The 24956-nt window shown below is 53.8% G+C and carries 14 protein-coding genes; 7 read left to right on the top strand and 7 right to left on the bottom strand.

Annotated elements, in window-relative coordinates; genetic code table 11:
• Position 1: 1 nt before the first annotated feature.
• From K7P01_RS00340 to K7P01_RS00355, 4 genes are all read right to left on the bottom strand, one after another.
• Positions 2–757 (bottom strand): hypothetical protein, encoded by a 756-nt coding sequence (locus K7P01_RS00340; RefSeq protein WP_267288659.1) that lies wholly within the window; start codon positions 755–757, stop codon positions 2–4.
• A gap of 4 nt (positions 758–761) precedes the next feature.
• A complete protein-coding gene (locus K7P01_RS00345) occupies positions 762–1451 on the bottom strand; it encodes a hypothetical protein (protein ID WP_267288661.1) in 690 nt (229 codons plus the stop codon).
• A 150-nt stretch (positions 1452–1601) separates the two neighbouring features.
• Entirely contained in the window at positions 1602–2234 is a 633-nt protein-coding gene (locus tag K7P01_RS00350; protein WP_267288663.1) for a response regulator, read from the bottom strand.
• Positions 2231–4549: a sensor histidine kinase gene (locus K7P01_RS00355; RefSeq protein WP_267288665.1), complete on the bottom strand. Its 2319-nt coding sequence runs from the start codon at positions 4547–4549 to the stop codon at positions 2231–2233. Before K7P01_RS00355 ends, K7P01_RS00350 begins: the two co-directional genes overlap by 4 nt.
• Positions 4550–4602: 53 nt before the next feature.
• Here K7P01_RS00355 and K7P01_RS00360 point away from each other — a divergent pair, with 53 nt between their 5' ends.
• Both K7P01_RS00360 and K7P01_RS00365 read left to right on the top strand, forming a co-directional pair.
• Positions 4603–4851: a hypothetical protein gene (locus tag K7P01_RS00360; RefSeq protein ID WP_267288667.1), complete on the top strand. Its 249-nt coding sequence runs from the start codon at positions 4603–4605 to the stop codon at positions 4849–4851.
• Positions 4852–5174: 323 nt separating this feature from the next.
• Complete coding sequence (locus K7P01_RS00365) at positions 5175–6515, top strand: ammonium transporter (protein ID WP_267288669.1); 1341 nt, start codon at positions 5175–5177, stop codon at positions 6513–6515.
• Positions 6516–6998: 483 nt separating this feature from the next.
• Here K7P01_RS00365 and K7P01_RS00370 read toward each other — a convergent pair whose 3' ends face one another.
• Entirely contained in the window at positions 6999–7355 is a 357-nt protein-coding gene (locus tag K7P01_RS00370; protein ID WP_267288671.1) for a hypothetical protein, read from the bottom strand.
• A 505-nt stretch (positions 7356–7860) separates the two neighbouring features.
• Here K7P01_RS00370 and K7P01_RS00375 point away from each other — a divergent pair.
• Positions 7861–9090: an MFS transporter gene (locus tag K7P01_RS00375; protein ID WP_267288673.1), complete on the top strand. Its 1230-nt coding sequence runs from the start codon at positions 7861–7863 to the stop codon at positions 9088–9090.
• Positions 9091–9093: 3 nt separating this feature from the next.
• On the opposite strand, the gene K7P01_RS00380 is transcribed toward K7P01_RS00375, so the two are convergent.
• Positions 9094–10149: a PorP/SprF family type IX secretion system membrane protein gene (locus K7P01_RS00380; protein WP_267288675.1), complete on the bottom strand. Its 1056-nt coding sequence runs from the start codon at positions 10147–10149 to the stop codon at positions 9094–9096.
• Positions 10150–10162: 13 nt separating this feature from the next.
• Entirely contained in the window at positions 10163–19036 is an 8874-nt protein-coding gene (locus tag K7P01_RS00385; protein ID WP_267288677.1) for a PKD domain-containing protein, read from the bottom strand.
• Between the two features lie 364 nt (positions 19037–19400).
• Between K7P01_RS00385 and K7P01_RS00390 the strand changes: the two genes are divergently transcribed.
• The 4 genes from K7P01_RS00390 to K7P01_RS00405 all read left to right on the top strand — a co-directional run bounded on the left by K7P01_RS00390 (position 19401) and on the right by K7P01_RS00405 (position 24900).
• Positions 19401–21023, top strand: a complete 1623-nt coding sequence (locus tag K7P01_RS00390; RefSeq protein ID WP_267288679.1) for a CTP synthase — start codon at positions 19401–19403, stop codon at positions 21021–21023.
• A gap of 21 nt (positions 21024–21044) precedes the next feature.
• Positions 21045–22883, top strand: a complete 1839-nt coding sequence (yidC, locus tag K7P01_RS00395) for a membrane protein insertase YidC (protein ID WP_267288681.1) — start codon at positions 21045–21047, stop codon at positions 22881–22883.
• A 272-nt stretch (positions 22884–23155) separates the two neighbouring features.
• The gene (locus K7P01_RS00400) at positions 23156–23929 is read left to right on the top strand and encodes a ParA family protein (protein ID WP_254084314.1); all 774 of its coding nucleotides are present in this window, start codon (positions 23156–23158) and stop codon (positions 23927–23929) included.
• Positions 23926–24900, top strand: a complete 975-nt coding sequence (locus K7P01_RS00405) for a ParB/RepB/Spo0J family partition protein (RefSeq protein ID WP_267288686.1) — start codon at positions 23926–23928, stop codon at positions 24898–24900. The genes K7P01_RS00400 and K7P01_RS00405 overlap by 4 nt, the downstream gene beginning before the upstream one ends.
• The last annotated feature ends 56 nt before the right edge of the window (positions 24901–24956 follow it).

Here is a 24956-nt window from a genome sequence, read left to right on the forward strand (position 1 = left end):
ATCAGAAAAAGATTTCGTCGTCCGTTACTAGTTCTTCTTCGATGCCAAAAGTCTTGTTAAAGATTTCGCGTTCGGCGTCCATGGTATACAGCTTCTTGACCTCGAGCAGGATTTTCATGCGCTGCTCTTCCGTAATGATGACAGTAAAGGCCGCCTGCTCGTCAAGCAGCTTTTCGTGCATAGAAATGAGCAGGTCAAGAATCTGGATGACGTTGCGCAGATTCTGCGCCGTGTTGAATAGAAAAAGCTGCAGTTCCCGGGATATATCGCGGTCGGCCCACAACGCCCGTAACAGACGCTGGATTTTGTTGGAGGCCAGTAAGTAATCCTCGCGTACGACCACCAGCTGCCTGTAGGAAAGGCGTACCAGGTCGTACATCACGAAGGTATACTGCGGTGTGTAGCATCCGTTGCCCCTTTGTTCGTACAGACGGCTAAATTCAGCGGCCAGCGTTTGCTCCACGGCGTACACGTGCTCGAGCTTCTGACGAATAATATCGTGGTATTGCAGCTCGACAATAATTGAATCAAAGCTGCGCGCGGCCGTGCGAAGTTTTTCGCGCAGGGCGGTGGGCAGCTTATCGGATGCCAGCTTTTCACGCGCCACTGCGGCATATTTCTTCACCTTGTTGCTCGTCACCAGGAAGTCGTCATTGAGGTGCCCGTACAGCGCGTCGATCTTCTGGTTGAGGCTTTTGAACAGGCTGGAATACCGGTTGGCCAGGTATGCACTAATGGTGTATTTCACGTCTCCCATGTTCTTAATCTTCTTTTTCTTCCCATCCCGGAAACAGTGTATGAATGATATTTTGCTCTTCGGCCGACGGCAGGCGGTTGGATACCATGCGCAGCACAATGCGTTGATGGAATCCGGCATTCGCGGACTGGATGACGATCAGCGAAATGTCGGCATACAGTACCTCCGCCCGTTGAAAGGCCAGCGTAAACTTCTTGAACTGCATCTGGTTCACCGACAGGATCAGACGCAGCGCACGCGACAGCTCTCGGTCCATCCACAGTGCCCGGATCTCTTCACGGATGCCGACCAGAATTGCTTCGTAACGCATCCGTATATATTTCAGCTGCCCCAGGCAGATGTTGGCAATAGCGCCGATGTAGGCAGATATTTTGACGAACGTATTTCCTTCGTAGTCCTGTACCGCCAGGCGCACCATCTTATTTACTTGTAACAGGTTGCGCAGCGGCTCCGCCAGCTCGGGCACGCTTTTGATCGCGTCGAGGCCACGCTGAAAAACCACGCGGGCGCCTTCCAGCTTGCGCACCAGGTCGGGCTCGGCTACGGCAGATTTTTGGCGGATGCGCGCAAGGTAGTTCCCGAACGATTTGTTCAGGGCCTGCTCTTCGGTCTGGAGGATGTTCATCATCTGCTCCAGGTTCCGGTCAATCTCGTCGAGAATCGCCTTGATATCCTGTGTATTCAGCGCAGCCATATACTCGCTCCCGCGTTAGCTCCCTTGCTTTTGGTACTACAAAAGAGGTGGAATCGGGAGCCGAATACGATAGGAGGTTTCAGAAATGCGTGGGCCGATTCCTTATTGGGATTGGGAAATTTCCCAATCCCCCCTGGGTAATCGGCGAGGTCAGGCGTGTTGCAGGTAAAGCTTGATAAGCTGGACGACGTTCTTCACGTCGCATTTTTGGAGGATGCTGTTGCGGTAGTTGGCCGCCGTCTTTTCACTGATAAAGAGTTTGCCGGCGATCTCGTCGGTATCAAGGCCCTCGATGATGAGCTCCAACACTTCCAGCTCGCGTTTGGACAACACCTTACGGAAGAAGTCATGGCCCTCGCGCGGCTTGTTCATATTTTCCACGATGTTGCTCATGATATTCTGACCAAAATACTTCTTGCCGGAACTCACCGCCGCGATGGCCGCCAGCAATTCTTCCTTCGCTGCGTCTTTCGTAAGGTAGCCCATCGCCCCCGCTTCAATGGCCTTGGTGGCAAACGACGACTTGTCGTGCATCGTCAGGAAAATGATGCGGACAGCCTTGTTATACGTCTTCGCATATTCCAGTACCGAATAGCCATCGCCGTCGGGAAAGTTGATATCACACAATAATATGGCTACTTCGGGATGTTTGTCCAACAAAGTCTTGGCTTCTGCCACGGTGGCCGCTTCTGCCACAACCTCTACTTTGCCCGAGGCCTGCAGAATGGCAGCCATGCCTTCGCGCAGGATACCGTGGTCGTCGGCCAATGCTATCTTGATCATAATACTTCTGCGTTTAGCGGTATAGTGAGACTGATGGTCGTGCCGGCACGACCGGTTGAGCTTACCAGCAGCTTGCCGTTGAGCAGCCGGGCCCGCTCAATCATTGTCTTGAGCCCAAAGCTATTTTGTTTATTCAGGGCTTCGTCGACATCAAAGCCTTTACCATTGTCTTCAATCATCAGGTGCAGGCTATTCTTTAATTTCATTAGTATAATGGACAGCGACGTGGCGTGCGCGTATTTCATCGCGTTGTTCACGCCCTCCTGCGCAATGCGGTAAATGTGCATCGACCAGCTTTGTTCCGGCTCAAAACCATCCAGGTTGATCTTGCATTGAATCGTCACTTGCTTGTCACGAATGGCCTGGTAACGTTCCAGCAACGACGTAATAGCGCTCTCCAGCCCCAGGTTACGAATGCTGAGCGGCATCAGGTCGCTCGTCAGGCTTTTAACATCCGTTGTGACATGTTGCAGCAACTCTTGTACGCTCTTGCATTGCTTCTGCTGTTCCGGTGTCAGCACCGAGCAGAGGCCTTCCAGCTGCAGCTTGGCCAGGCTTAGCAATTGGCCCACGCCGTCGTGCAGCTCGCGGGCGATGCTTTCTTTTTCGTTTTCTTGTACCAGGATGATCATTTCCGTCTGCTTGCGTTGCATCTCCAGCTCGATCTCAAGCTTGGTCATGGTCAGCGCCGTGACTTCGTCTTCCAGGCGTTTACGTTCTGTCAGGTCGAGAATGTTAAACACAAAGCCCATGGGGTCGCCATCCTGGCGGATCAACGATGTGACTACTTGCGTTAGCAGCCGTCCACCGGACTGTGTGATAAATTCTTGCTGGCTACGGTAATGTTCCTGTAAGAGGTGCTCGGCCGATGGTTCCGGCAGCAACCTGGCGATATCTTTTTCAATGATCTCGTGCTGTTTATACCCCAGCAAGTCGACTGCAGTATCGTTCAGGAACTCGATCGTGCCGTCCATCGAGGTAAAAAGTATAGCCGACTGGTTCTGCTTGATCATCTCTTCGTAGATAGTCAGCTCTTTCTGAATCACTTTGTGGTCGGACAAGTCGGTGACTGTGCCCACCATCCGCTGCGGGTTGTTGTCGTCATCGACTTCCACCACTTTCGCGCGGAACATGATCCAGCGGTAGTCGCGGGCATTGTCGAGCACCTGTACTTCCATCATAAACGGATGATACGGGGGGCGCAGGCTTTGCTCGAAGTTGGCTTTGAACTCGCTGCGCAGATCGGGATGAACGTGACCGATAAAGCGGGTAAAGTCCTGTTCGGGGCCCAGGTCGATGCCCATGATCTCTTTTGCCCGTGGCGAGAAATAAAACTGCCGCGTGCTGATCTTCCATTCGTAAACACCGTCGCCACTGCCTTCGAGGGCATAGGCCCAGCGGTTTTCGCTTTCGCGAAGCTCTTTGTTGAGCTTACTGAGCGCATCCGCCGAACGCTTCTCACCATCCACGTTTTTGATGACGCCGATGACGCGCGTTACCCGACCGTCAGCATCCCACTCAAGGGGCATGTGTTGATCCTCGATCCAACGGTAGGCACCGGCGCGATCTTGTAAACGGTATACCTGTACCGCCGGCTGGCTTGCCATCGGCGCATAGGCGTGCTTACGTTCGGAAAAACGTGCTTGCTCTTCCGGGTGTACTAACGACAGCCATTGGTTAAACGTCGGATTGAACTCACCGGCCTCATAGCCAATCAGCTCATATAGTTTTGTATTAAAGACGGTTTTGTCTTCCTGCGGATACCAATCGTATACCGCCAGGTTTCCCACCTGCAGCGCAAACAAGTACCACTCCTCGCGCTGTTTAAGTTGATGGTTGAGCGCCAGCTCGCGCTTAAACGCCTCGCGCAGCCGGTTCTCCCCCTGCACCTGCCCGTCAATGTCTTTAATGATGCCGATGGTATGAACCACCTGGCGTGTTTCGTCAAAGACAAAGGAGTAGCGTTCTTCTTCGATCCAGGTATATTTGCCTGACCGCGTGCGAATACGATACTTAAAGGGACCGTGGTGTTCTTTGCCCGCGATGCGGGGCTGCTCGTCCTGTGCCGGCAGGTTTTTATCGTCGTCGGGATGTACCAGTGCGAGCCAGTCGGCGTAACGAAGTTGTTGTGGGAAATCGGTGGGCGCATAGCCCGTGATCTCATACAGCCGCGGGTTGAATGTCAGCTGGTCGGCCTGTAGGTTCCAGTCGAACACACCGAGGTTGCCCGCTTTGAGTGCAAACTCATAACGTCGCTGCTCGTCGCGCAAGCGTTGTTCGAGCGGCTGGAGGGGGGCCTTTTCTCCTTTGGTCATGGTGATGAATACAAAAGGATCCTAAGAGGGAACTATCAGATAAGATACGAATGATGATGCAATATTACACACTGGATACCAAACTACAGGACGCGGCCTTTCTGGCCGGCACCCCCGTCACTTGCCCCATCGCCTTGCGCCAGGAAGAGCTTGAGGCCGGCACTTTACGTGAAGGCGCCGCCATCGTTGTCATGCTATCCAACCGGGCAAAATACAAGGCTCGCGTGGTCAGCGTTATGTATCAATTAAAAGGCACGCTTGCCGCGGGCGAAATGATCATCGTCCGGGAAGTTCCTGCATAATCCGGACATGCCGTTGGAATTTTAACCATCCGTCAATCGAAATTATTTTTTCAATCCCATAATGGTCGGCAAATGACCCATCGATCGGCATAACCGAAAATAAAATCCGATCTACCCCCCATTTTTGATGGTGGGCGAGTATTCTTTCTTCCCGCAGGCCCCACACCATTCAAAAAATTTCAATTTTAGCATCTGATGGACAAGAAATAACCCATCACTAAATCGTTTTCGGTCATTTTCATTAAAAATGCCTCAAATCAAAAGCTATTATTCTAAAAAACACCGATTTTTGAACCACTACAACAACCAGATCTTATTGCTATATGAAAAAATCGTTAATCTTTCTCCTGCTGCTGGTGGGATTCAGCGTGCTGGCAGTCTTTATGCCATCGCCCAAGCAGATCGTGACGGAGGGCCTCAACGGAGGGGACATTGCCTGGATGCTGGCGGCTTCGGCAATGGTGCTGCTGATGACACCCGGGCTGGCGTTCTTTTACGGCGGCATGATCGACATGAAAAACATTGTTTACACCATGTTCCAAAGCTTCATCGCGATGGGCGTCGTGGGTGTATTATGGATCGTAGTGGGTTTCAGCCTTGCCTTCGGTGATTCGATCGGCGGCATTATCGGCGACCCCCGCTCCTTCTTTATGTTCCAGAACGTAATGGACGGCAAGCCCTGGGCACTCGCGCCCACCATTCCGCTGGTGCTGTTTGCTTTCTTCCAACTGAAATTCGCCATCATCACCCCCGCGCTGATCACCGGTACTTTCGCCGAGCGGGTGCGATTCAAATCGTATATCATCTTCCTGGTGCTCTTCACCCTGTTCATCTACTCGCCCCTGGCGCACTGGACATGGCACCCCGATGGCTTCCTCTTTAAAATGGGCGTACTTGACTTCGCCGGTGGAACCGTGGTACACATGTCGGCGGGTATCGCCGCCCTGGTAGCCTCGATCTTCCTGCGCAGCAACGCCGAAAAGAAACACGTCCAGCCCGCAAACATCCCGTACGTGCTGCTCGGCACTGGTCTGTTGTGGTTCGGCTGGTTCGGCTTCAACGCCGGTAGCGCCATGGGCGCCAACGCGTTGGCGGCCTCTGCCTTCGCGACAACGAACACCGCTTCCGCCGCCGCCGGCCTGGCCTGGATCCTGCTGGATTCCGTAAGAGGTAAAAAACCTTCTGCCCTCGGATTCTGTATCGGTGCCGTGGTAGGCCTCGTAGCCATCACCCCTGCTGCCGGCTTCGTAACAATTCCTTCGAGCCTCTTCATCGGTACATTCGCCAGCCTCGTCAGCAATCTGATGGTACACTGGAAAACCACCAAAACCTCACTGGAGGACACTCTCGACGTATTCCCTTGCCACGGCGTAGGTGGCGCAGTCGGTATGTTAATGACCGGCCTGCTGGCCCACACGGCCGTCAACGGCGCGAACACTACCGGCAATGGCCTGTTCTTCGGCGAGACAACATTGTTCCTCGTGCACCTGAAAGCATTGGCCATCGTGGTAGGCTTCGTCTTCGTAGGCTCGATGGTAATCCTGAAGATCACCGACATGATCTCAACGCTGCAGATCAATCCGCACCACGCCGGCAAACGCCCCGCAGAAGAAACTGCAGACTCAGAAGCCATGCAATCTGCCGAGCTCCTGACAACGAACTAAGAAATCGTTATTTTCTATACCTAACCTAAACCGACAAGAGGGTGCTTCGAAAGGGGCACCCTTTTTCGGTTTTTAGAGGGATCTGAAATCGTAGGATTTAGTCGGACAGAGCGGGGTATTTGTATTGCTGGCAAGTCTAAGGCCCGTCTCGGTGTGGGGACTTGTGACCGCGACTGTCGGCAGTTTATTAACCGCCGTGGGATAAGGTGAAGACGTGGAGCCGATAATCGGGTTGCCCCCTACGGCGGTTACCCGGCAGTCTGGAGACTGCATGCAGTTTCAGTCACTCCCGATAGCTATCGGGACCGCACCTCCGCTAACGCTTGGTGCTTAAACTTGCGCCAGCTCTTCTTATATGCTTTAACTTATCTCCAAACTCAACTCCAAATAAATTCCCACGAACAAAAAAACAACAAGGCCACTCCAGTCTCCTGAAGCGGCCTCGTGCCTTTATACCTGTTTTCTGTGTGTGCGTGTAGCGTGCTAGTTAGGAACAGCGGCTGCATCCGCTACGGGTGTCAGTTTTTCCAGGCCGCTGAAGGATTCCAGTGCGCCGGTCGGAGTATATTTCACCTCGATCTTGTTGCCTTTGGCTTTCTTTACGAAGCTGTAGTTGATCGGCGTTACGATCGTGCGGCCATTGCTTGACTCTTTTTCGACGAGTGCGGTCCAGTAGCCACCGTCGGGTGCAGTACCGAAATCTTTTTCAAAGGCATTGCGTACCGATACCGGAACTTGTTCCACAGGAACCTTGATTGTTTCTCTCAAAGGAGAGTTTGCAGCGATTGCCAACCCCATGGCTAATACAAATGCGAAGCCTGCCAGAATTACCTTTTTCATAATTTTCGATATTTAATGTGACTGATTTTTTCAAATGCTTTATGGTGATCTTAACGGGGTGGGTTCGAATAAAGTTAGCGTTTATACCTCCCGCAATCGGTGGTATTTTTGTTTTCACACCATCTATACTCTTGTGACAACAGATGCACCGTACACTATCGAACAACTTTATACATGATAAAAACCCGCGTGATACGGCACGAAGCGCGATAAAAGATGGCGGTTGACGCACTTGTTCAAAAGCGTACAACAGTGCCACAACCGCGGACACCCCCACTTTTTTGATATATACCGTCCGTTTTTTTCTAAAATATTTTTTTTTACGTCGTAAAGACCCTTCTCAAACAGCGTATATTGTTCACAAGTGAACAAAACGCATCCCATTCACGGACATCTACGTTGGTATTTTCTCTGTAAATTCATTGTTGCAACAATCACGTCAACAAAAAAGGATATCCCAGGCGTGAGATTTTATCGGCATGCATACTAAACCACCGCTCTTTATATGAACAGCAACCGTGTAGACCGCAAAGAACCGGAAACTTCCGCCACGACCGCCGCCGAAACCGGCGGCCTGAGTTCGGCGCGGGTGCTGGCAGCCCAACAGAACAAGGTATCGATCCGCCTGGCCGTCACCGTTTTCTTCTTCACGCAGGGCATCTGTTTCGCGTCCTGGGCCAGTCGCATACCTGACATTAAGCTATTGTTAGGGCTCAACGACGCACAACTGGGTACAATCCTCTTTGCTCTGCCCGCGGGGTTGATGACAAGCCTGCCCCTGTCGGGCTGGGCAGTGACCCGATTTGGAAGCCGGCGCATGTTGCTGGTGGGAGCAACGTTGTACACGCTCACCATGGTCGTCATCGGTCTTGTAACTGACCGTTGGGAGCTGGCCGGCGTGCTGTTTATGTTCGGACTTTTTGGAAACCTGGTCAACATTGCTGTAAACACCCAAGCCATTGGCGTCGAAGCCCTCTATGGCAAATCGATCATGGCATCATTCCATGGCGCATGGAGCCTGGCCGGTTTTAGCGGCGCGTCAATTGCCTGGTTTATGGTATCGCTAAACATAGCCCCCTTCCATCACTTTTGTATGATCGCCGGGTTGGTAGTTGTGCTGGTTGCCCTGGCGTATAAACGTACGCTGCCCGCCATGCGCGGTTCAAGTGATACGCCGCTGTTTGCCAGGCCCGATGGTTTGTTGCTGCGGCTGGGCATCATTGGCTTCTTTGGAATGGCCTGTGAGGGTACGATGTTCGACTGGAGCGGCGTCTATTTTCAGAAGATTGTCGAAGCCCCCGAGAAATTGGTGACGCTGGGCTACGTAGCTTTTATGGGCACCATGACCGGCGGGCGTTTTATCGGCGATGCCTTGTCGAACCGACTGGGGCGTAAAAAGATGTTGCAGCTCAGCGGCGCGCTCATTACCACCGGCCTGTTGGTGTCGGTATTGTTCCCCATGCTGGTGACCGCGACGATCGGCTTTTTGCTGGTGGGCTTTGGTGTGTCGTCGGTGGTGCCGTTGGTGTATGGGGCCGCGGGCAAGTCGGGCACGTTGTCGCCGGGAGTGGCGCTGGCGGCGGTGTCAACCATCAGCTTCTTTGGCTTTTTGTTAGGCCCGCCGGTAATCGGCTGGATCGCCGAGGTGGCAAGCCTGCGCTTTTCATTCGCGCTGATCGCCTGCCTCGGGTCGGGTATTGCCATACTCGCAACACGCTCGCGGTTGTTGCAGTAGCCGTTAGTTCCAGAAACCTTCTTTGCTGTTGAAGGTCGGGCACGGTATCAGCTTGTACTTCTTCTTGTTCTTCTTTTCGTTGCCCTTTGACGAGAACTCGTATATAATGGACAACTCATGTGCTCCACCCGATGCCGTTTGCATTTGGGAGATCGTAAAGTCGTAGCTGTAGCCGATGGACAATTGCTTGAAGTATAGCCCCAGCGTGAGAATAAGTGCATCCTGCGACAGCCCGTTGGACACCGACTTCTCAAACGGTTTGCCGCGGTACCAAACCCCTACCGACACCGGGTCGACGTGATAATTCACCCCCAGGTCAAGCTGCGAGAACGTCGGCCCCTGCATGCGATAAATAAACGATGGAGTGAGGTACGAGGCGCGCCCTCCATTGCGGAGGCCGCGGTTCAAGTCAAGCTTCGCGCCGGCGTGAATGTTCACACGCATGGGCAATTGACTTTCACTATTCAACACGGATATGTTTGGCGTATTCATGTGCAGGAAAGACGCACCGATCCACAACGAGCGGCTGTAGATCAAAAAGCCCGATCCAAAATCGAAGTACTCATGTCGGCCCAACTTGCTTACTTCCGGGTCGAGCGACGAGCCGGGTGTTTCATATTCTACCGATAGGTCGCCGCCCAGGCGTATTTTATTGCGGTCAATGCCATTGGAACCATAACCAAAGGACAGGCCCGGCGAGAAAACAATTTCATCCGTGAGCTTTACTTTGTACGAATACAACAGGTTGACGTTCGTCGTACGCCAGCCCGCGGTGCCCATCTTGTCGGTTGTAAACAAAATACCAAAACCACTGCGCAGCTCGTTGACGAAGATGTCATACGAGGCCGCATAGGTCGTAAAGGCCTTCGGCAAGCTGGGCCATTGAATGCGATGGTTAAACACCAGACGTTGCTGCGGCGTGATGCCCGTAAAGCCTGGGTTGAGGTATAGCGGAGCCTGATAGTATTGCGAGAACTGCGGATCCTGCGCATGGGCCCGTTGCGTCCAGGCACAACACGCGAGGAAAATGACGGCTAGTTTGATGGTAAAATTTTTCATACGCATTTGCCTCTTAGCGAATCAGGGTTACGTCTCCTACTTGGGTGGTGCGCTGGCTGTCAGACAACCGCAGCGTGATCTTATATACATATACACCGGCCGGCAACAGGCGCCCGTTCTTGTCGTAGCCATCCCAGCCCTGATTCACATTACGGCTTTCAAAGATGAGATTACCCCACCGGTCGTATATCTGCATGTGAAACTCCTCGACGCCTTCCATGATCGGCCGGAATACATCGTTAAAGAGACCGTTGCCAATGCCCCCGTTCGGACCGCTCTGGTCAGGCGTAAAAGCGTTGGGGATCTTGATCCGGCCACCCGTGCGGCCGATGATGGTTTGTGTAGCCGTGTCGTAGCAAACCAACGGACCGTCAATCGTACCGTCGCCATCCATGTCCTTCTGACCATGGTTAAAGGTTGCGATCAGCTTAACCACGTAGTTGCCCTCTTCGGTGTATTTATGCAGCGGCTGGATTTCGATAGAGGTAGATCCGTCGTCAAAATCCCACGCATAGTCGCTGGCACGCAGCGAGTAGTTGCGCATTTCAATACCGACATTGTCGGGAACAAACACGACCGAGTCGGGTACCACCTCAAAGGCCGCGAACGGATTTGCGAAAATCTGTACGGGCTTGGTGAAGTTGCTTGTCGAGTCTGATTCGCCTACGGGCTGGCCATTGATAAGCTCGGTCGTTTTAAGGTGAATGACGTACTCACCGGCATTGCCGATGGTAAAGATCGGCTTGATCTCGTTCGACGTATTGACCACGCGCCCCTGCTTGTCGGTCACCGTCCATTCGAAGATATCGCCGTTCGACTTGTTCTCCAGAATCTCGATCGTGGCCGGGAAACACACCGCTTGTGGCGTGTACGTAAAGTCGGCGACAATAGTACCCCGGCTGATCAACAGGTTGTCCGTGTATTTAACCGTACAAACGGGAGCCGCCCGGTTAACCATCACCAGCTCGATTGTTTTCGTACCACGGGAGGTATACAGCACACGACCGGGAATCATGTTTACCTCCGTGCCCGGGCTGGAGCCATCACCAAAGTTCCATTCATACCGGAATTTGGTGTCGTCGAGCTTCGTCGAGGTGTTCGTGAAGTCCGCAAACGAGTTGCCACCCAAAAACGGTGTAGCCGTAGCGGTAAACGACGGCGTCATGCTTTCGTAGACCGCAATGGGGAATACAGCAGACTCCTGACAGTTCGCGTTCTTGACAGTATAGACCACCTCGTAGTGCTCCGGGTTTGCAGGGCCTGCGTTAACAATGACAAAAGACTGTGACGATCCTGACAATACAGGAGGCGCCAGCGGATTGGTCGTACCTGCCCGCCGATAGATCCATTCGTGGCTTGTACCGCCGATCGTGGCGTTCGTAATCGTGATCGCGTCACCGCTGCACATCTCGGTTTTGTCGGCCGTTGCATTCAGGTAGATTCGCGGGTACACCGTTACGGTCTTCGACGTGAACTTCGTACACAAACCTTCGGGCGTGCTCACTGTGCTCGTAGCCGTCAGCATCACCGGCAATTGTGTATTGCCGCTTACATTAGCCGAGGTAAAGGGGTGCATAATGGGCGGAGTAATTTCCACGCCGGCGGGATACGCGTTGGCGGCAATCACCGTGTTGGGTGTACCGTCGTTCCAGTTAAACGTATACGTTACATTCTCCTGCGGTATAAACGTAAAGGCATACTCGCTGCCGCTGCACTTCGATGCGGGCTCCGTCATCGTAAAGTTGGCGTCTACATGGATCATGTCTACCTTCACCGGCGCCGGGAAGGCTACCGCCTCGCAACCATAGAAGTCCACCAGCTTAGTCAATGTGTAGGTATGCGTGGCCGTATAATTCACAATCGGCACCAAACGATCGGCGCCCCCCACCAGGTTGGCGGTGGTTGTACCATCGTTGTATTCAAAACGGAACGGCTCCTGCCCTGTCGGGAACTTGAAGTCAAGCGTAAAGTTACCACCCTGGCAGACTGCGTTGGTGCTGGATGTCAGCGTAGACGTAGGCAATGCACGGATCGTCACCTTGAGTGTTTCTGATGTTTCCGTCGGACAAGCCGGATTGGTGCCCGACGTTACCGTACGACGATAATAACGGTCAGCGGCCAGTACCGGTGGCTCATATTCCGGCACGGTGTTCGCGCCGGCGGCAGGACCGAACGTAGTGCCGTCAGGTGACTCCTCCCAATAATAGGTATAGACACCGGTACCGCCATACGGCTGTGACAGCTCTTCAAACGCGGCGGCCTGAAGGCCTGCACACACGTTTTGATCAAAGCCCAGAACACCCGGCAACAACGGCATTGGCTCGATCAGCAGGCGCGGGATAGATGTTTTCTTACAGCCTTTGGCATCCGTAGCCGTGATCGTATACAGAATATTCGCAGCGAGCTCGTCAAATATACCGGACGCTGCGCCTGTCGTGTTAGTCGGATCCTGGTCCAGCACAAAGGTATAGCCCGGCGTGCCGTCGCTTGCCAACACCGTAATAATACCATCGGTCGCGCCCATGCAGCTTACGTCGTTGCCGTCGTAGTCTGAAGTAATGGTAGCATTGACCTTCAAATCGTTGGGTTGCGTTACCGCAATGTTTGGCACCATCACCTGGCAACCATTCCGGTCGCGGATCACAACGGTGTACGAAGGATTCGCGCGCAGGCCGCCAAAGCTGCCGGTCGCCGGATCGTACACTACCGTGGGATCTTGCAACAAACCAAACTGCAATGGCACGCCACCACCGGCAGAAGTACCACCGGTCGCCGTAATGACAATCGTACCATCCGGTGTCGGGCTGTTGAAGCAGCTTACCGGTGTAGTAGTCGGTACCGTGGGTGTGATCGGGTCCGGCGCAAGAATAGTAACAGAAACATCGTCCTCACAACCTTCTGCATTGCGTGTATGGATGACGTAAGTGCCCGCCGAAAGCCCGGAGAAGAACAAGGCCGGAACGTATGGCGAACCGTCTCTGCTAAACGTATGGTTCGTACCATACTGTGCAGACAAGTCAATAAAGCCATCGGCAAAACCGTTACACGTAATGTTAAAGCGCGGGTCGGTTGTCTTCCTGGCAACGGCGCTAACCGCCGGCGTGGGGTTGACAATATATTTCACCTCCACATCTTTCGAACAGCCGCTGCTGGGGTCCGGATCGACCACGTGCATGGTAACAGCCTTGTTGTTCTCCAACGCATAGGCTGTCAGCTGGCCGGCCGGAATGGGTGTGCCGTTATTGGCAAACCAGGTATACGTCAGCCCGGCCGAAGGTTGCAGTGCCTGCAAGTCCTCCACATATGTATCACCACCGCGAGCATCCGAGCACACCGTCTTGCTGATGTTCGCCACCGTCGGTGCCGGCCGCACATTGACGGTAATAAGCTGGGCCGGGCCCACGCAGGTAGAATACGTCGGATCAACCGCCGTAATTGAGTAGCGAACCTGACCGAGCGTGGTACCACCATTGATCAGCTTGTCGTCTATCACGCCCGTGTTATCATTTGTCGCCCCCGTAATCAACGGAGCGACATACTGCACGATGCTCGAAAACTGGGGTGACGTCAGGTTATCGGACTGCAGCGTAATCGCCAAAGTCTCGCCACTACAGATGTCTTGTACAGGAACCGCAGTAACAAGCGGCTTCGGTCGGATCACAGCGATGACATCCGCCGGCGGGTTGCCATAACATTGTGTCGTAGAGCTATACGGTCTGATTTTATAGGCCACCTGCTGTGAGGCGCCCGTAATATTCTCCCAGCGGTTTTGGTAAATAGCATTGTCGCTCACCAGTGTATTCAGCGGCGGCAGGTTGGGTGTCGCCGGTGGCAGGGGTAGGGGCGTCAGCGAAGCTGCATCGTATGTAATCTGCTCGACAGAAAATTTGTCTGCTACATAGGCGCCCGTAGCCGACCGCAGCGTAATGCGAATCTCCGCGTCGCTGCACACCGCTGCCGACAGGTTCACATCCATAACCGGCTCGGCTTTGATGTTGACCGTCGCGGTACGCTCCTCTCCTAAACAACCAAATGCGCTCACCGGGCGAACACGGTAAATAACCGGCAGTGTCTGCGCAATCGTTTTGTTTTCATAGCGATCCAATTCCAGTGCGTTGCCGGGCTGGTTATTACCAAAGGTGCGCACAACAGGATTGATCCCCGGATAGATAAAGGGCTCCTGAACGTTGAACAGCGAGGCAGGCTCGCTCCCCGTCTTTACATCGAGCGTTACGCCAATGTCCAGGCCGCTGCAAATCTCTTTCAGGATATTATCCATTTCGGGATTCGCATGCACCGATACGTCGATCACCGGCGGTGTAGCCGCCGGACAGTTCGAGGCGTTTGTCTCCGTTACCTTGACGCGCACGTTCTGGCTTTCAAAGTTGATCAATACCGTGGCCGTACCTTGTCCGTTCGATACCACGCCACCACCCGCAGCGCCATCGCTCTGCCGGAAGATCTCCCAGTTATACGTAGAGCCGTTAGACGGCGTCGAGACTTTAAATTGATAGGTTCCCTCCTCGCATACGACAGCCGGAGGGTCGATGGTATACCCTTTCGGATCGTCCGACACGGTAATGGTCTTCGTCGTCGTCAGGCTTTCACAACCGTTTACCGCCAGCTTCAACGTAATGTCTTTTGTTTGCAGGCTCGGGAAGCTGAGGTACAAGAAACTGTTTCCTGCCTCCCCTCCCACCAGGTGCGTAAACTCCGGCGGATACGTCCAGATATACTTCGCGCCCGACACCTGCGCCGTTGTATACAATTCCGAGCTGTTCATACATGGATCGGGCTTACCGGTAATAACCGGCGGGGCGGGCACAGGTTTAATAATAAGCGATACCGCCGCTACATTATAACAGGTATTCGAGCTACCCTCAATGCGCGCATAGACGATGCGGTCGGCCGTCAGGTCGATGTCGTTGGCCGTAATAGGGTTGGTACCGTTCTCGGCATCCACCGCGTTATCGTACCACGTAATCGTCCGGCTTGCCACAGGCAAGGTGGTAATCGAGTCGCCTACCGCGGCCGTCGTCAGGTCGATGTCGTGTACCTCACCCAGGCCAATACCTCCCGGCGAAATCTCTTCACAGAAAAAGAAGCTATGGTCGCGCGCCACGGGGCGGCCACTGACCGCGAACCTTACCTGTGCCAGTGTATTACACGCGCGGACACCAGTGGTCAGGTCGATCACGCGGATGTACAGTATATCGTTGTTGGAAATGTCGTATGTTGTAATGGCACTCACGTCGTTCGCCTGCGCGATGGCCGAAGCATACCACTTCACCTGGCGATCGCCTGGAGCAGCCGGCGCAACGATACGGGTGTCATAGTCGGCCAGCGTAACACCGGTCGCTTTCAGGCTGCCTTCGGTTGTTTCACAGAGATCATTGAATTGCAATGTGGACAACACCGGCAGCGGATCTATAATAACGTCTACCGTAGCCGTCGTAGCAGCACAGGCACCAGCGTTGCCGGTCTGCGCACTGGTCACCGTCCACGTAAACGCATATGGAGAGCCTGCCGCCGTCAGGTTGGTAACCGTCGAGGCAGGGTTGTGCGTGGCCGTGATCGTTCCACCGGTGCCGGTCCAGGTGCCGGTACCATTGTTTGTGGCCGCCGTAGCATTCAGCGTGACGGTGTTGCCTGCGCAGACCTCTATATCCGCACCGACCGTAGCCGCGGCCGGCTTGCGGTCGAGCGTGATGGTCATATTGTTGCTGTTGACGTTCGCACAAGGCCCGGCGCCATCGGGGTCGATGCCCACCAACCGTACTGTAACAGCACCGGCCAGAAAATCGGCCGCAGTAGGTTTATATGCGTCGGCCAACGATCCCGCGGCCAACGTTGCACCCGGATTGGCATTGTTGCTGGTAAACACGCCACTGCCTGTTACCACTTCCCAGCGGCCCTGCGTAGCCGCTCCGCCTACGCTGCCGACCGTCAGGTTAATCGGTGCAAGCGTCGTCTCATCCACGCACGTAATAAACCCCGTGGCCGGTAGCGTCGCCGTAGCCGGTCTGCTGAAGACAACATTCACCGTAACAGACTTCGGTGCGCAGGCCCCCGAGCCCGAACCGCTGCTATACTCCCATTTCAACTGATAGGCGCCATACGCCGTAGCCGTCACTTGCGCATCGTGCTTCGTATCGTCGTCAAACGACACCGTGCCGGGGCCGCTCACAAAACTCCATTTCGACTGCTCAAAAGTAGGCGTACTTCCACTCAGCCCACCCGTCAAACTACAGAAGGCCCGGTCCGTGGCCGTTGGTTGTGCAGGCTCCCGGCCAAAGTCGATTTGCACCGTCGAGGCGCGTGTACACGAGCCCGAGGCCACTTCCCATTCAAATACATAACGTCCCGGCAAGTCCACTGTCACATTGCTGTTGCGCAGATTGACATTGGTAAATGTCGGTGTATTATCCGGACCGCTCACATACGACCACGTACCCGTGCCCGCCGAAGGTGTGGCGGCATTCAACGTAGTGGTCAGCGGCGGTGTCGTGAAGCAAAGGTTCTGATTCGCTCCGGCCGATACGTTTTGCAAACCTGGGGTAATAACAACATTGACGTTGTCAGTGCCCGAGCAGCCAATGCTGTTGATGACGGTGTAGGTAAGCGTATAGGAACCCGCCGTGGCTGTCGTGAGTATATTCGGTTGTTGCACCGTAGGATCATCGAGTAAAGTACCGACGCTCAGGCCTGTCCAGCTGTGCGAAGCGATGGTGCCAAACGGGTTATTGGGATTGCCATTGATCTGTACGGTCTCGCCTTCGCAGAGCGTCACCGGATCGGGCAGAATGCTCGGCACAGGCCGGGGACGAATGGTCACAGTGATCTCGCGTGGCTGCGAGGGACAGCTCGGCGCATCCGTCCACTGCCGCACTGCCCGCAAGGTAAAGGTGGAATTCACCGTCACATTGTTTGTCAGGATCGTAATCTGCCGGGTTCCTTGCCCGCCAGTGATTGTCGCCGCACCGGTAACGGTCCACGCAAATTCCGTCGCACCGCCAAAGGGCTCCGTAGCCGGGTCGTTGGGCAACGAGTATGTATAGGTAGAATTCGGACAAACATCCATCGCCGGTGAAATCAGCGCGGGCGGTTGTGCGTTTATATCGTCGAGCCGGCTCAGCCGCACAATGGTGGTATCGCTCACGCACGTAATAGCACCCTGCGCGGGATATATTACCGACGCAGTAGCCCAGTAACGTGTACTGCCCACTGGCGCCTGTGCGTTGCTCGGAGTGAACGTTGGCGCGGTGGCGGCCGGGTTCGTCGCGGTCAGCGCATCGGTAGCGTTCAGGTACCACTTATAGGTCAGGCCGCCAATCACGGGATTTACCGCCAGCTGGCGCGAATCGCCAAAACAGATCAGCCTGTTGGGAATTACCGGCTTATCAGGCGAGTCGACAATAGTAATAGTATACTGTGTAGTAACGGGGTTAGCATTGGCAAAGAACGGCGCAGTGTTCACCGCGATCTCGGGCTGTGTCTGGAAACTCCCACCAGGACCACGGATGTCAAATACGTTACCCGGAGCCCCTTGATTCGGATTGTAACCGTTACCGTCGGTCACGGTGCGGTCCAGTACGTTACAAACGTTCCAACTGCGCATCGTTACAAAAAACTGCTGACCTGCCAGCCCTCCCTGGGGCATCTGGATATTGTCGGTGACGGCCGGCAACGGTGCATTGGTTGATGCCGGCTGGTATACCACTTTGCCATATACCGGCAGTTGCGAGGCATCGTACGAAACACCGTCGATTACAATCTTCTGTGTGGCGCCGGCCCCCGTCGTAACAGTGGTACCCGCCGTACCATATACCCACTGCACCCAGCGGGGCTGTTCGTTCGGCTGAAAGGTTTCCAGCGGCGGCGTACAGTTAAAGTCGGAGTTGTCGAGCAGGCGGATGGCACTGCGGTCGTTTTCACAAATGTTTACGTTCTCAGCGGAACCGGCCAACGGCGCCGGTGGGTTAGCCTGTATGCCCGCACTGGTGTTGTCATGATTGATGTCAAGACGGCCCAGGCTGGCGTTATCTTCAGTATCCCACACCGTGAACAGCTGTGCCTGGTCGCCAAATGCAAAACAGCTCACCACGGAGCCGAAGCCGGGGCCGGAATATGTGCCTACCCCCCAACTGGTGCGCATAGTATAGGTACAGCGGCTGGCTTCGGTGGACGGATTGCTGCCCGCACGGTAATCGAACGTGTGCGGAGCGACGACCTGCCATTTCTGCTTGGCCATGTTGGTTTCGCGCGGATTCACCAGCGTCGGTACCAGGGTCTGAATCAAGCCGTCCCCCCAATTAATAATGATGCGGGCCGGGCGGCTGCTCGCAAGGCTATAGTTAATGCCCGTATATTCCACCTGCCAATTCAGCGTACGCGGCGAGCAGGTAAAGGAGGGATTGACAATGAGGTTACCCGGCACCGGCACGCCTACCCCGTCAGCTTTGCCACAACTGGGCGCTAATGGTAGCACCGGGTTCGGTCCTTTATTGGTATCTGTACTCGAGAAATCGCAATTCCAGGGTTGGAACTCCACCGGTGTACCGAGCGCACCGGTATTGTCACGGGGCGTGATCCGTAGCGCAATGTGCCTTCCCTGTTGGGCGGCTGTCGGTGTGAGCGTTGCCGCCGTACCAATCACCGTCGGCGCGGCAGAAGCACAATTGTCGGAATAGCTGAGCCATTCGATGATCGAGCCCTGCTCAGGATTGGCGCCTGAATAGGTGTACACCGCCGTCAGGGTGTGGTTCACCTTCATGACCCCTGTCATATGCACGTCCGAAACCATCGGTTGCGCTAACACAACGGCAGATGAAACAAAGAGCAGAAAAAGCAATAAAAAGGCAGCCTTACGCTGGTAACGTGCGTCCATTACGAGTGGTGTCTGGGTTAAACTCCGACATAAAAATAAAAAATGGCTAGCGCCAACGCGGCCCAGCGGGGGCAGGACCGGTCGGTTGGTGAATACAACGGAAAAAAAGGAAGGTAACCGCGAAATGCGGCATTTGGGCTCATTCCACACTTTTTTCTACACTTTCATAAAAAACCAACGCTATCCCCACTGTTTTTGGAGGCATTTCGAAATTTAATAATGACATACAGGATACCGGCAAAATAGTCGCTGACAACGCTTCGCGACGGTCATTCTTTTGCGGCCGAACTTTCGCTTTGCGCTAAATATTATCTCGAAAAAGCTACCTTTGCACCCGGTTTACTCAGGCTGCTTTCATTAATCTATGTCATCTACTGTCAAATACATCTTTGTAACCGGGGGTGTTACGTCCTCTTTAGGGAAAGGAATTATTGCCGCGTCGCTGGCGCAACTGCTTCAGGCTCGGGGCTTTAAAGTAACGATCCAGAAATTTGACCCGTATATCAACATCGATCCGGGCACGCTCAACCCCTACGAGCACGGCGAATGCTACGTCACGGACGACGGCGCAGAAACCGACCTCGACCTCGGGCACTACGAGCGTTTCCTCAACGTCCGTACCTCGCAGGCCAATAACATCACGACCGGCCGTGTCTACAACAACGTTATTACCAAGGAACGCAAAGGCGAGTACCTGGGTAAGACCGTGCAGGTAGTGCCGCACATCACAGATGAAATCAAACGCAACATCTTCCTGCTGGGAGAAAGTGGCGAATACGACTTTATAATTACGGAGATCGGTGGTTGCGTGGGCGACATCGAGTCGCTGCCCTTCATCGAAGCCGTGCGCCAGGTGAAATACGACCTGCCGCCCAACCACTCCATCGTCATTCACCTGACACTGATCCCCTACCTGAATGCCGCCAAAGAGCTTAAAACAAAGCCTACCCAACATTCTGTAAAAGAATTGCTGGAAGCCGGTATTCAACCCGATATCCTGGTGTGCCGCACCGAAATGCCGCTGCCGCAGGAAATCCGCAAAAAGCTGGCGCTCTTCTGTAACGTACACATCAACTCGGTCATCGAAGCCATGGATGCCGACACGATCTACGATGTACCGATCCTGATGCGCAAAGAAAAGCTGGACGAGCGCGTGCTGTCCAAGCTGAAAGTAACCTCCAAAGAAGAGCCACACCTGGAGCAATGGAAATCGTTCCTGGGCAAGCTTAAGAATCCCGTAAACGAAGTAACGGTCGGCATCGTGGGCAAATACGTGTCCCTGCCCGACGCCTATAAATCTATTGCCGAAGCTTTCGTACACGCCGGTGCGGAAAACGACTGCAAGGTGAATGTAAAGTGGATCTCGTCAGAAGATATCTCGAAAGAGAGCGTAAGCTCTGTTCTGGAAGGATTGGATGGCGTACTGGTCGCGCCAGGCTTTGGCGAACGCGGCCTGGAAGGCAAGATCGAAGCCATCCGCTACGTGCGTGAAAACAAGGTTCCGTTCTTTGGTATCTGCCTGGGTATGCAATGCTGCGTGGTGGAGTTCTCGCGCCACGTCCTGGGCCTGGAAGCCAGCTCGACCGAGCTGAACCCCAAGACCAAGAACCCCGTCATCGACATGATGGAGGAGCAGAAGAAGATTACAATAAAAGGAGGTACCATGCGTCTTGGTGCCTATACATGTAAACTAAAGAAAGGAAGCAAAGCGTATGCTGCCTATGGTGAGTCGCAGATTGAAGAGCGCCACCGCCACCGGTATGAGTTCAACAACAAGTACCTGGAGCAAATCGAAGAAGCCGGCCTGAAGGCAACGGGCGTAAACCCCGACTCGGGCCTGGTGGAAGTGGTGGAGCTGAAAGACCACCCGTGGTTTGTGGGCGTACAATATCACCCCGAGCTGCGCAGCACTGTGCTGAATCCGCACCCGCTGTTTGTGAAATTCGTAGAGGCTTCGCTGGATCACAAAAAATCATTGAACAAGTAATCATTTAAGTATACAGACACGATGGATAGGAATTCCGCGATTGGCCTTACCTTAATTGCCGGCCTGCTACTGGCATATTTTTACTGGTTTGCGCCGAAGCCTCAAGAGGCTCCGAAAGTGCCCACCGCCACCGAGCAACGCATCGCTGCCACAGATTCTTCTGCAGTCGTCGTCAAAGGCGAGCCCGAAGTGAGCGACAGCGTCTTGAACGCCACGTACGGCGATCTTTCGGCTGCCATGAAAGGCACCGACGCTACTACTACTGTAGAGACTGGCGACCTGCGCATTGTGTTTGCCAACCGCGGTGGCATCATCCGTGAGCTGGAGCTGAAGAAATTCAAAACGTATAGCCAGCAGCCGCTGCTCCTGGTACAACCGCTCTCAACAGCATTCAACTTGTCGACGCAGTACCAGGGCCGTGAGATCGACCTCTATACCTTGTATTATCAGCCCGCGCAAAAGAAAGAAGGCGATACCACCGTGCTGAGCTTTACCGCTACGTTGGGCAACGGCGCCAGCCTGGCACATGTCTATAAAATCCCCGACCTCGGTCACGAGATTCAATACCAGGTGATCAGCAAAGGCTTTGACAAACTGCTGGGCACCGACCAGCTGACCTTCCGTTGGGCCGACGCCGTGCGTCCGCTCGAGAAAGATCTGGCCGATACACGTAAAAACACTACCGTAACATACCATTCTCAGGCAGAAGGCTTCGACGAGCTTTCGCCGGCCGGCACCGGTACTGAAAACGAAAAGATAGCAACCACCGTCAACTGGGTGGCTATCAAACGTAAATTCTTCCTGTCGTCCATCATTGCCAAAGAAACTCCTTTCACCACCGGCGAGGTACAGACTGCGGTAAACGAGGCCGACTCGTCCCTGGTGAAACAAGCCAACATCCAGCTGACCATTCCGAAGAAGGCACTGGCCGATGGCAAAGCGAATTTTAAATTTTACTTCGGCCCGAACGACTACCAGGTCATTGGCAAGGTAACCGATGACTTTGCCAAAAACGTATACCTCGGCTGGCGTCCGGTATACTGGATCAACAAGTTTGTGATCTTCCCGGTATTCCACTTCCTGACAGTATACATTGGTAACTACGGCCTGATCATCATCATCCTGGTGATCCTGTTGAAAATGGTGCTGTTCCCGCTCTCCTACCGTTCGTACCTCAGCATGGCCAAAATGAAAGTGCTGAAGCCCGAGCTGGACGAGATCAAAGAACGCGTCGGCGACGACATGGCCAAGGTACAGCAAGAGCAGATGAAACTGTATTCGCAGGTGGGTGTAAACCCTATTAGTGGTTGCGTGCCCGTGCTGCTGCAGATGCCGATCTTGTTCGCGATGTTCTACCTCTTCCCGGCCAGTATCGAGCTGCGTCAGGAGCACTTCCTGTGGGCAGAAGATCTTTCTACGTATGACTCGATTGTCCAATTGCCTTTTGCCATTCCGTTTGGCGTCGGTAACCACATCAGCTTGTTTACACTCATCATGACCATCTCGACGTTGATCTATACCTGGCAGAACAACCAGATGTCGTCGGTGCAAGGCCCGATGAAGTCGATGTCGTATGTCATGCCGTTGATCTTCTTCTTCTTCCTGAACTCCTTCTCGGCAGGTCTTACATTCTACTACTTTGTATCCAACCTGGTAACATTTGCACAGCAAGCCGTGATCAAACGCTTCGTAGACGAAGACAAGATCCGCGCGATCATGGAAGAGAATAGAAAGAAGAATGCTGCGAATGGCGGTACCGGTAAGAAATCGAAATTCATGAGCAAGCTGGAAGAAGCAATGAAGGCGGGTGAAGAAGCACGCCGGAAAGCTGACGAAGAAAAAAAGAAGAAAAAAAGCTAGTCTGTCGGTTACCTTTTGCGCATGCCGCAAGCCAGGATCCCGGAATAGAGTGAAATAATTGGTAACGAAGCGCTTAACGCGAATCGTTCAAGTATAGGATGCAAAAAGCGCAAAAGTTGCCGACAATAGTCAACAAAATTGTCGGGTTTTTGTGCAACGATTGTGGATAACACGTTCCACGATGTTCCACGGTCCGATAACTTTTACCATATCTTTGTGCCCGTCCGTTTTAGACCCGGACGGGCTTTTTATTTTTTAAACGTCATTCTTGAATGGGAAAAATCATTGCCATTGCTAATCAAAAAGGTGGTGTCGGAAAAACAACTTCAGCTATTAACCTGGCTGCAAGCTTGGCCGTACTGGAGAAACGCACACTGCTGGTCGATGCCGATCCGCAGGCAAACTCCACTTCCGGACTCGGTCTAAATCCTAAAGATGTAACGCAAGGTATCTACGAATGTATGGTAGACGGCGTGGATCCAAAGGACGCAGTCGTAAAGAACGATCTGAAGTACCTGGATGTACTGCCCTCGCACATCGACCTTGTCGGTGCCGAAGTCGAAATGGTCAGCATCGAGCGTCGCGAAGAGAAAATGCGCGATGCGCTCGGCAGAGTGCGCGACGACTACGACTTTATCATCATCGACTGCTCGCCGTCGCTGGGTCTCATCACCATTAACGCGCTGACAGCCGCCGACTCGATCATCATTCCGGTACAATGCGAATACTTCGCGTTGGAAGGTCTCGGCAAACTGTTGAATACGATCAAGATCATTCAAACACGGTTGAACCCGAAACTTGAAATAGAAGGCATCTTGTTGACGTTATATGATTCACGTACCAGCCTGGGCAACCAGGTAGTCGAAGAGGTACGGACGCACTTCCAGAAGATGACGTTTAATACGATCATCCCCCGGAATGTTAAGCTGAGCGAATCGCCCAGTTTTGGTCTACCGGCCATAGTTCACGATGCGGAAAGCAAAGGCGCCATCAGCTACCTGAACCTGGCCCACGAAGTACTTGATAAAAACGGCATGTCTAAATGAGTAAAAAGAAAGCTTTAGGCCGTGGACTGAGCGCTCTTCTAAGCGACAATTCCACGGAGGACGATAGACTGGAAACAGATGTTGCTGTCAACCCGGCCGATGCAGCCATTGCTTCGGGTGCCAGCTTCACTGCTGAGCAACCTGTTGCCGCGCCGCCCGTACCGACGGTCGGTGGCATCATCGAGATCCCTGTCGAGCACATCGAAGTGAACCCCTTCCAGCCGCGCTCGCACTTCGACCAGGAGGCGTTGCTCGAACTGGCAGAATCCATCACGGTACACGGCATCATCCAGCCGATCACCGTGCGCCGTCTGACCCAGGATCAATATCAGCTGATCTCGGGTGAGCGTCGCTTTCAGGCGTCCAAGCTCGCAGGCCTCAAGGCTATTCCCGCCTACATTCGCTCCGCCGACGACCAGCAAATGCTGGAAATGGCGCTGATCGAAAACATCCAGCGTGAAAACCTAAACGCCATCGAAATTGCCCTCAGCTACCAGCGACTGCTGACCGAGTGTCACCTCAAGCAGGAAGAGCTGGGCGAGCGTGTGGGAAAAAACCGTACTACTGTAACAAACTACCTGCGTCTGCTCAAGTTGCCGCCCGACATTCAGATCGCGGTGCGCGACAACAAGCTTTCCATGGGCCAGGCCCGGGCGATCATCAGCATCGAAAACCCGGAAGAGCAGCTTTATATTTTCAAAAAGACCCTGGAAGAAGACCTCTCCGTACGCAAAGTTGAAGAATTGGTGCGCGAAATGACGGAGAAAAGCCAGTCGACCAAAGGCGAAAGCAGCGGCTCCGCGGCTCCCCCTGCGTCGCGCGAAATTCAGCAGCTCCAATCAAAGCTTTCTTCATACTTTGGCACCCGAGTTGTTATAAAAAGCGACGGCAAACGAGGTGAAATTAAGATCCCCTTCCTGTCGGTCGAAGACTTGAACCGCGTGTTAGACATCCTGAAAGTCGGGCTGTAACACTGGTAGTTTCCGCAGGTTTCGGTAACTTGACACCGTTTTGCGTGCCGTCAACC

It is taken from the genome of Parachryseolinea silvisoli (assembly GCF_021190955.1).
Classification (GTDB): Bacteria; Bacteroidota; Bacteroidia; order Cytophagales; family Cyclobacteriaceae; genus Ohtaekwangia; species Ohtaekwangia silvisoli.

Bases quoted from the DNA above. Each gene is read 5' to 3' on its own strand.
- K7P01_RS00340 (WP_267288659.1), bottom strand. From the start codon at position 757: ATGGGAGACGTGAAATACACCATTAGTGCATACCTGGCCAACCGGTAT.
- K7P01_RS00360 (WP_267288667.1), top strand. From the start codon at position 4,603: ATGATGCAATATTACACACTGGATACCAAACTACAGGACGCGGCCTTT.
- K7P01_RS00385 (WP_267288677.1), bottom strand. From the start codon at position 19,036: ATGGACGCACGTTACCAGCGTAAGGCTGCCTTTTTATTGCTTTTTCTG.
- K7P01_RS00365 (WP_267288669.1), top strand. From the start codon at position 5,175: ATGAAAAAATCGTTAATCTTTCTCCTGCTGCTGGTGGGATTCAGCGTG.
- yidC (WP_267288681.1), top strand. From the start codon at position 21,045: ATGGATAGGAATTCCGCGATTGGCCTTACCTTAATTGCCGGCCTGCTA.
- K7P01_RS00405 (WP_267288686.1), top strand. From the start codon at position 23,926: ATGAGTAAAAAGAAAGCTTTAGGCCGTGGACTGAGCGCTCTTCTAAGC.
- K7P01_RS00400 (WP_254084314.1), top strand. From the start codon at position 23,156: ATGGGAAAAATCATTGCCATTGCTAATCAAAAAGGTGGTGTCGGAAAA.
- K7P01_RS00390 (WP_267288679.1), top strand. From the start codon at position 19,401: ATGTCATCTACTGTCAAATACATCTTTGTAACCGGGGGTGTTACGTCC.
- K7P01_RS00380 (WP_267288675.1), bottom strand. From the start codon at position 10,149: ATGAAAAATTTTACCATCAAACTAGCCGTCATTTTCCTCGCGTGTTGT.
- K7P01_RS00345 (WP_267288661.1), bottom strand. From the start codon at position 1,451: ATGGCTGCGCTGAATACACAGGATATCAAGGCGATTCTCGACGAGATT.
- K7P01_RS00350 (WP_267288663.1), bottom strand. From the start codon at position 2,234: ATGATCAAGATAGCATTGGCCGACGACCACGGTATCCTGCGCGAAGGC.
- K7P01_RS00370 (WP_267288671.1), bottom strand. From the start codon at position 7,355: ATGAAAAAGGTAATTCTGGCAGGCTTCGCATTTGTATTAGCCATGGGG.
- K7P01_RS00375 (WP_267288673.1), top strand. From the start codon at position 7,861: ATGAACAGCAACCGTGTAGACCGCAAAGAACCGGAAACTTCCGCCACG.
- K7P01_RS00355 (WP_267288665.1), bottom strand. From the start codon at position 4,549: ATGACCAAAGGAGAAAAGGCCCCCCTCCAGCCGCTCGAACAACGCTTG.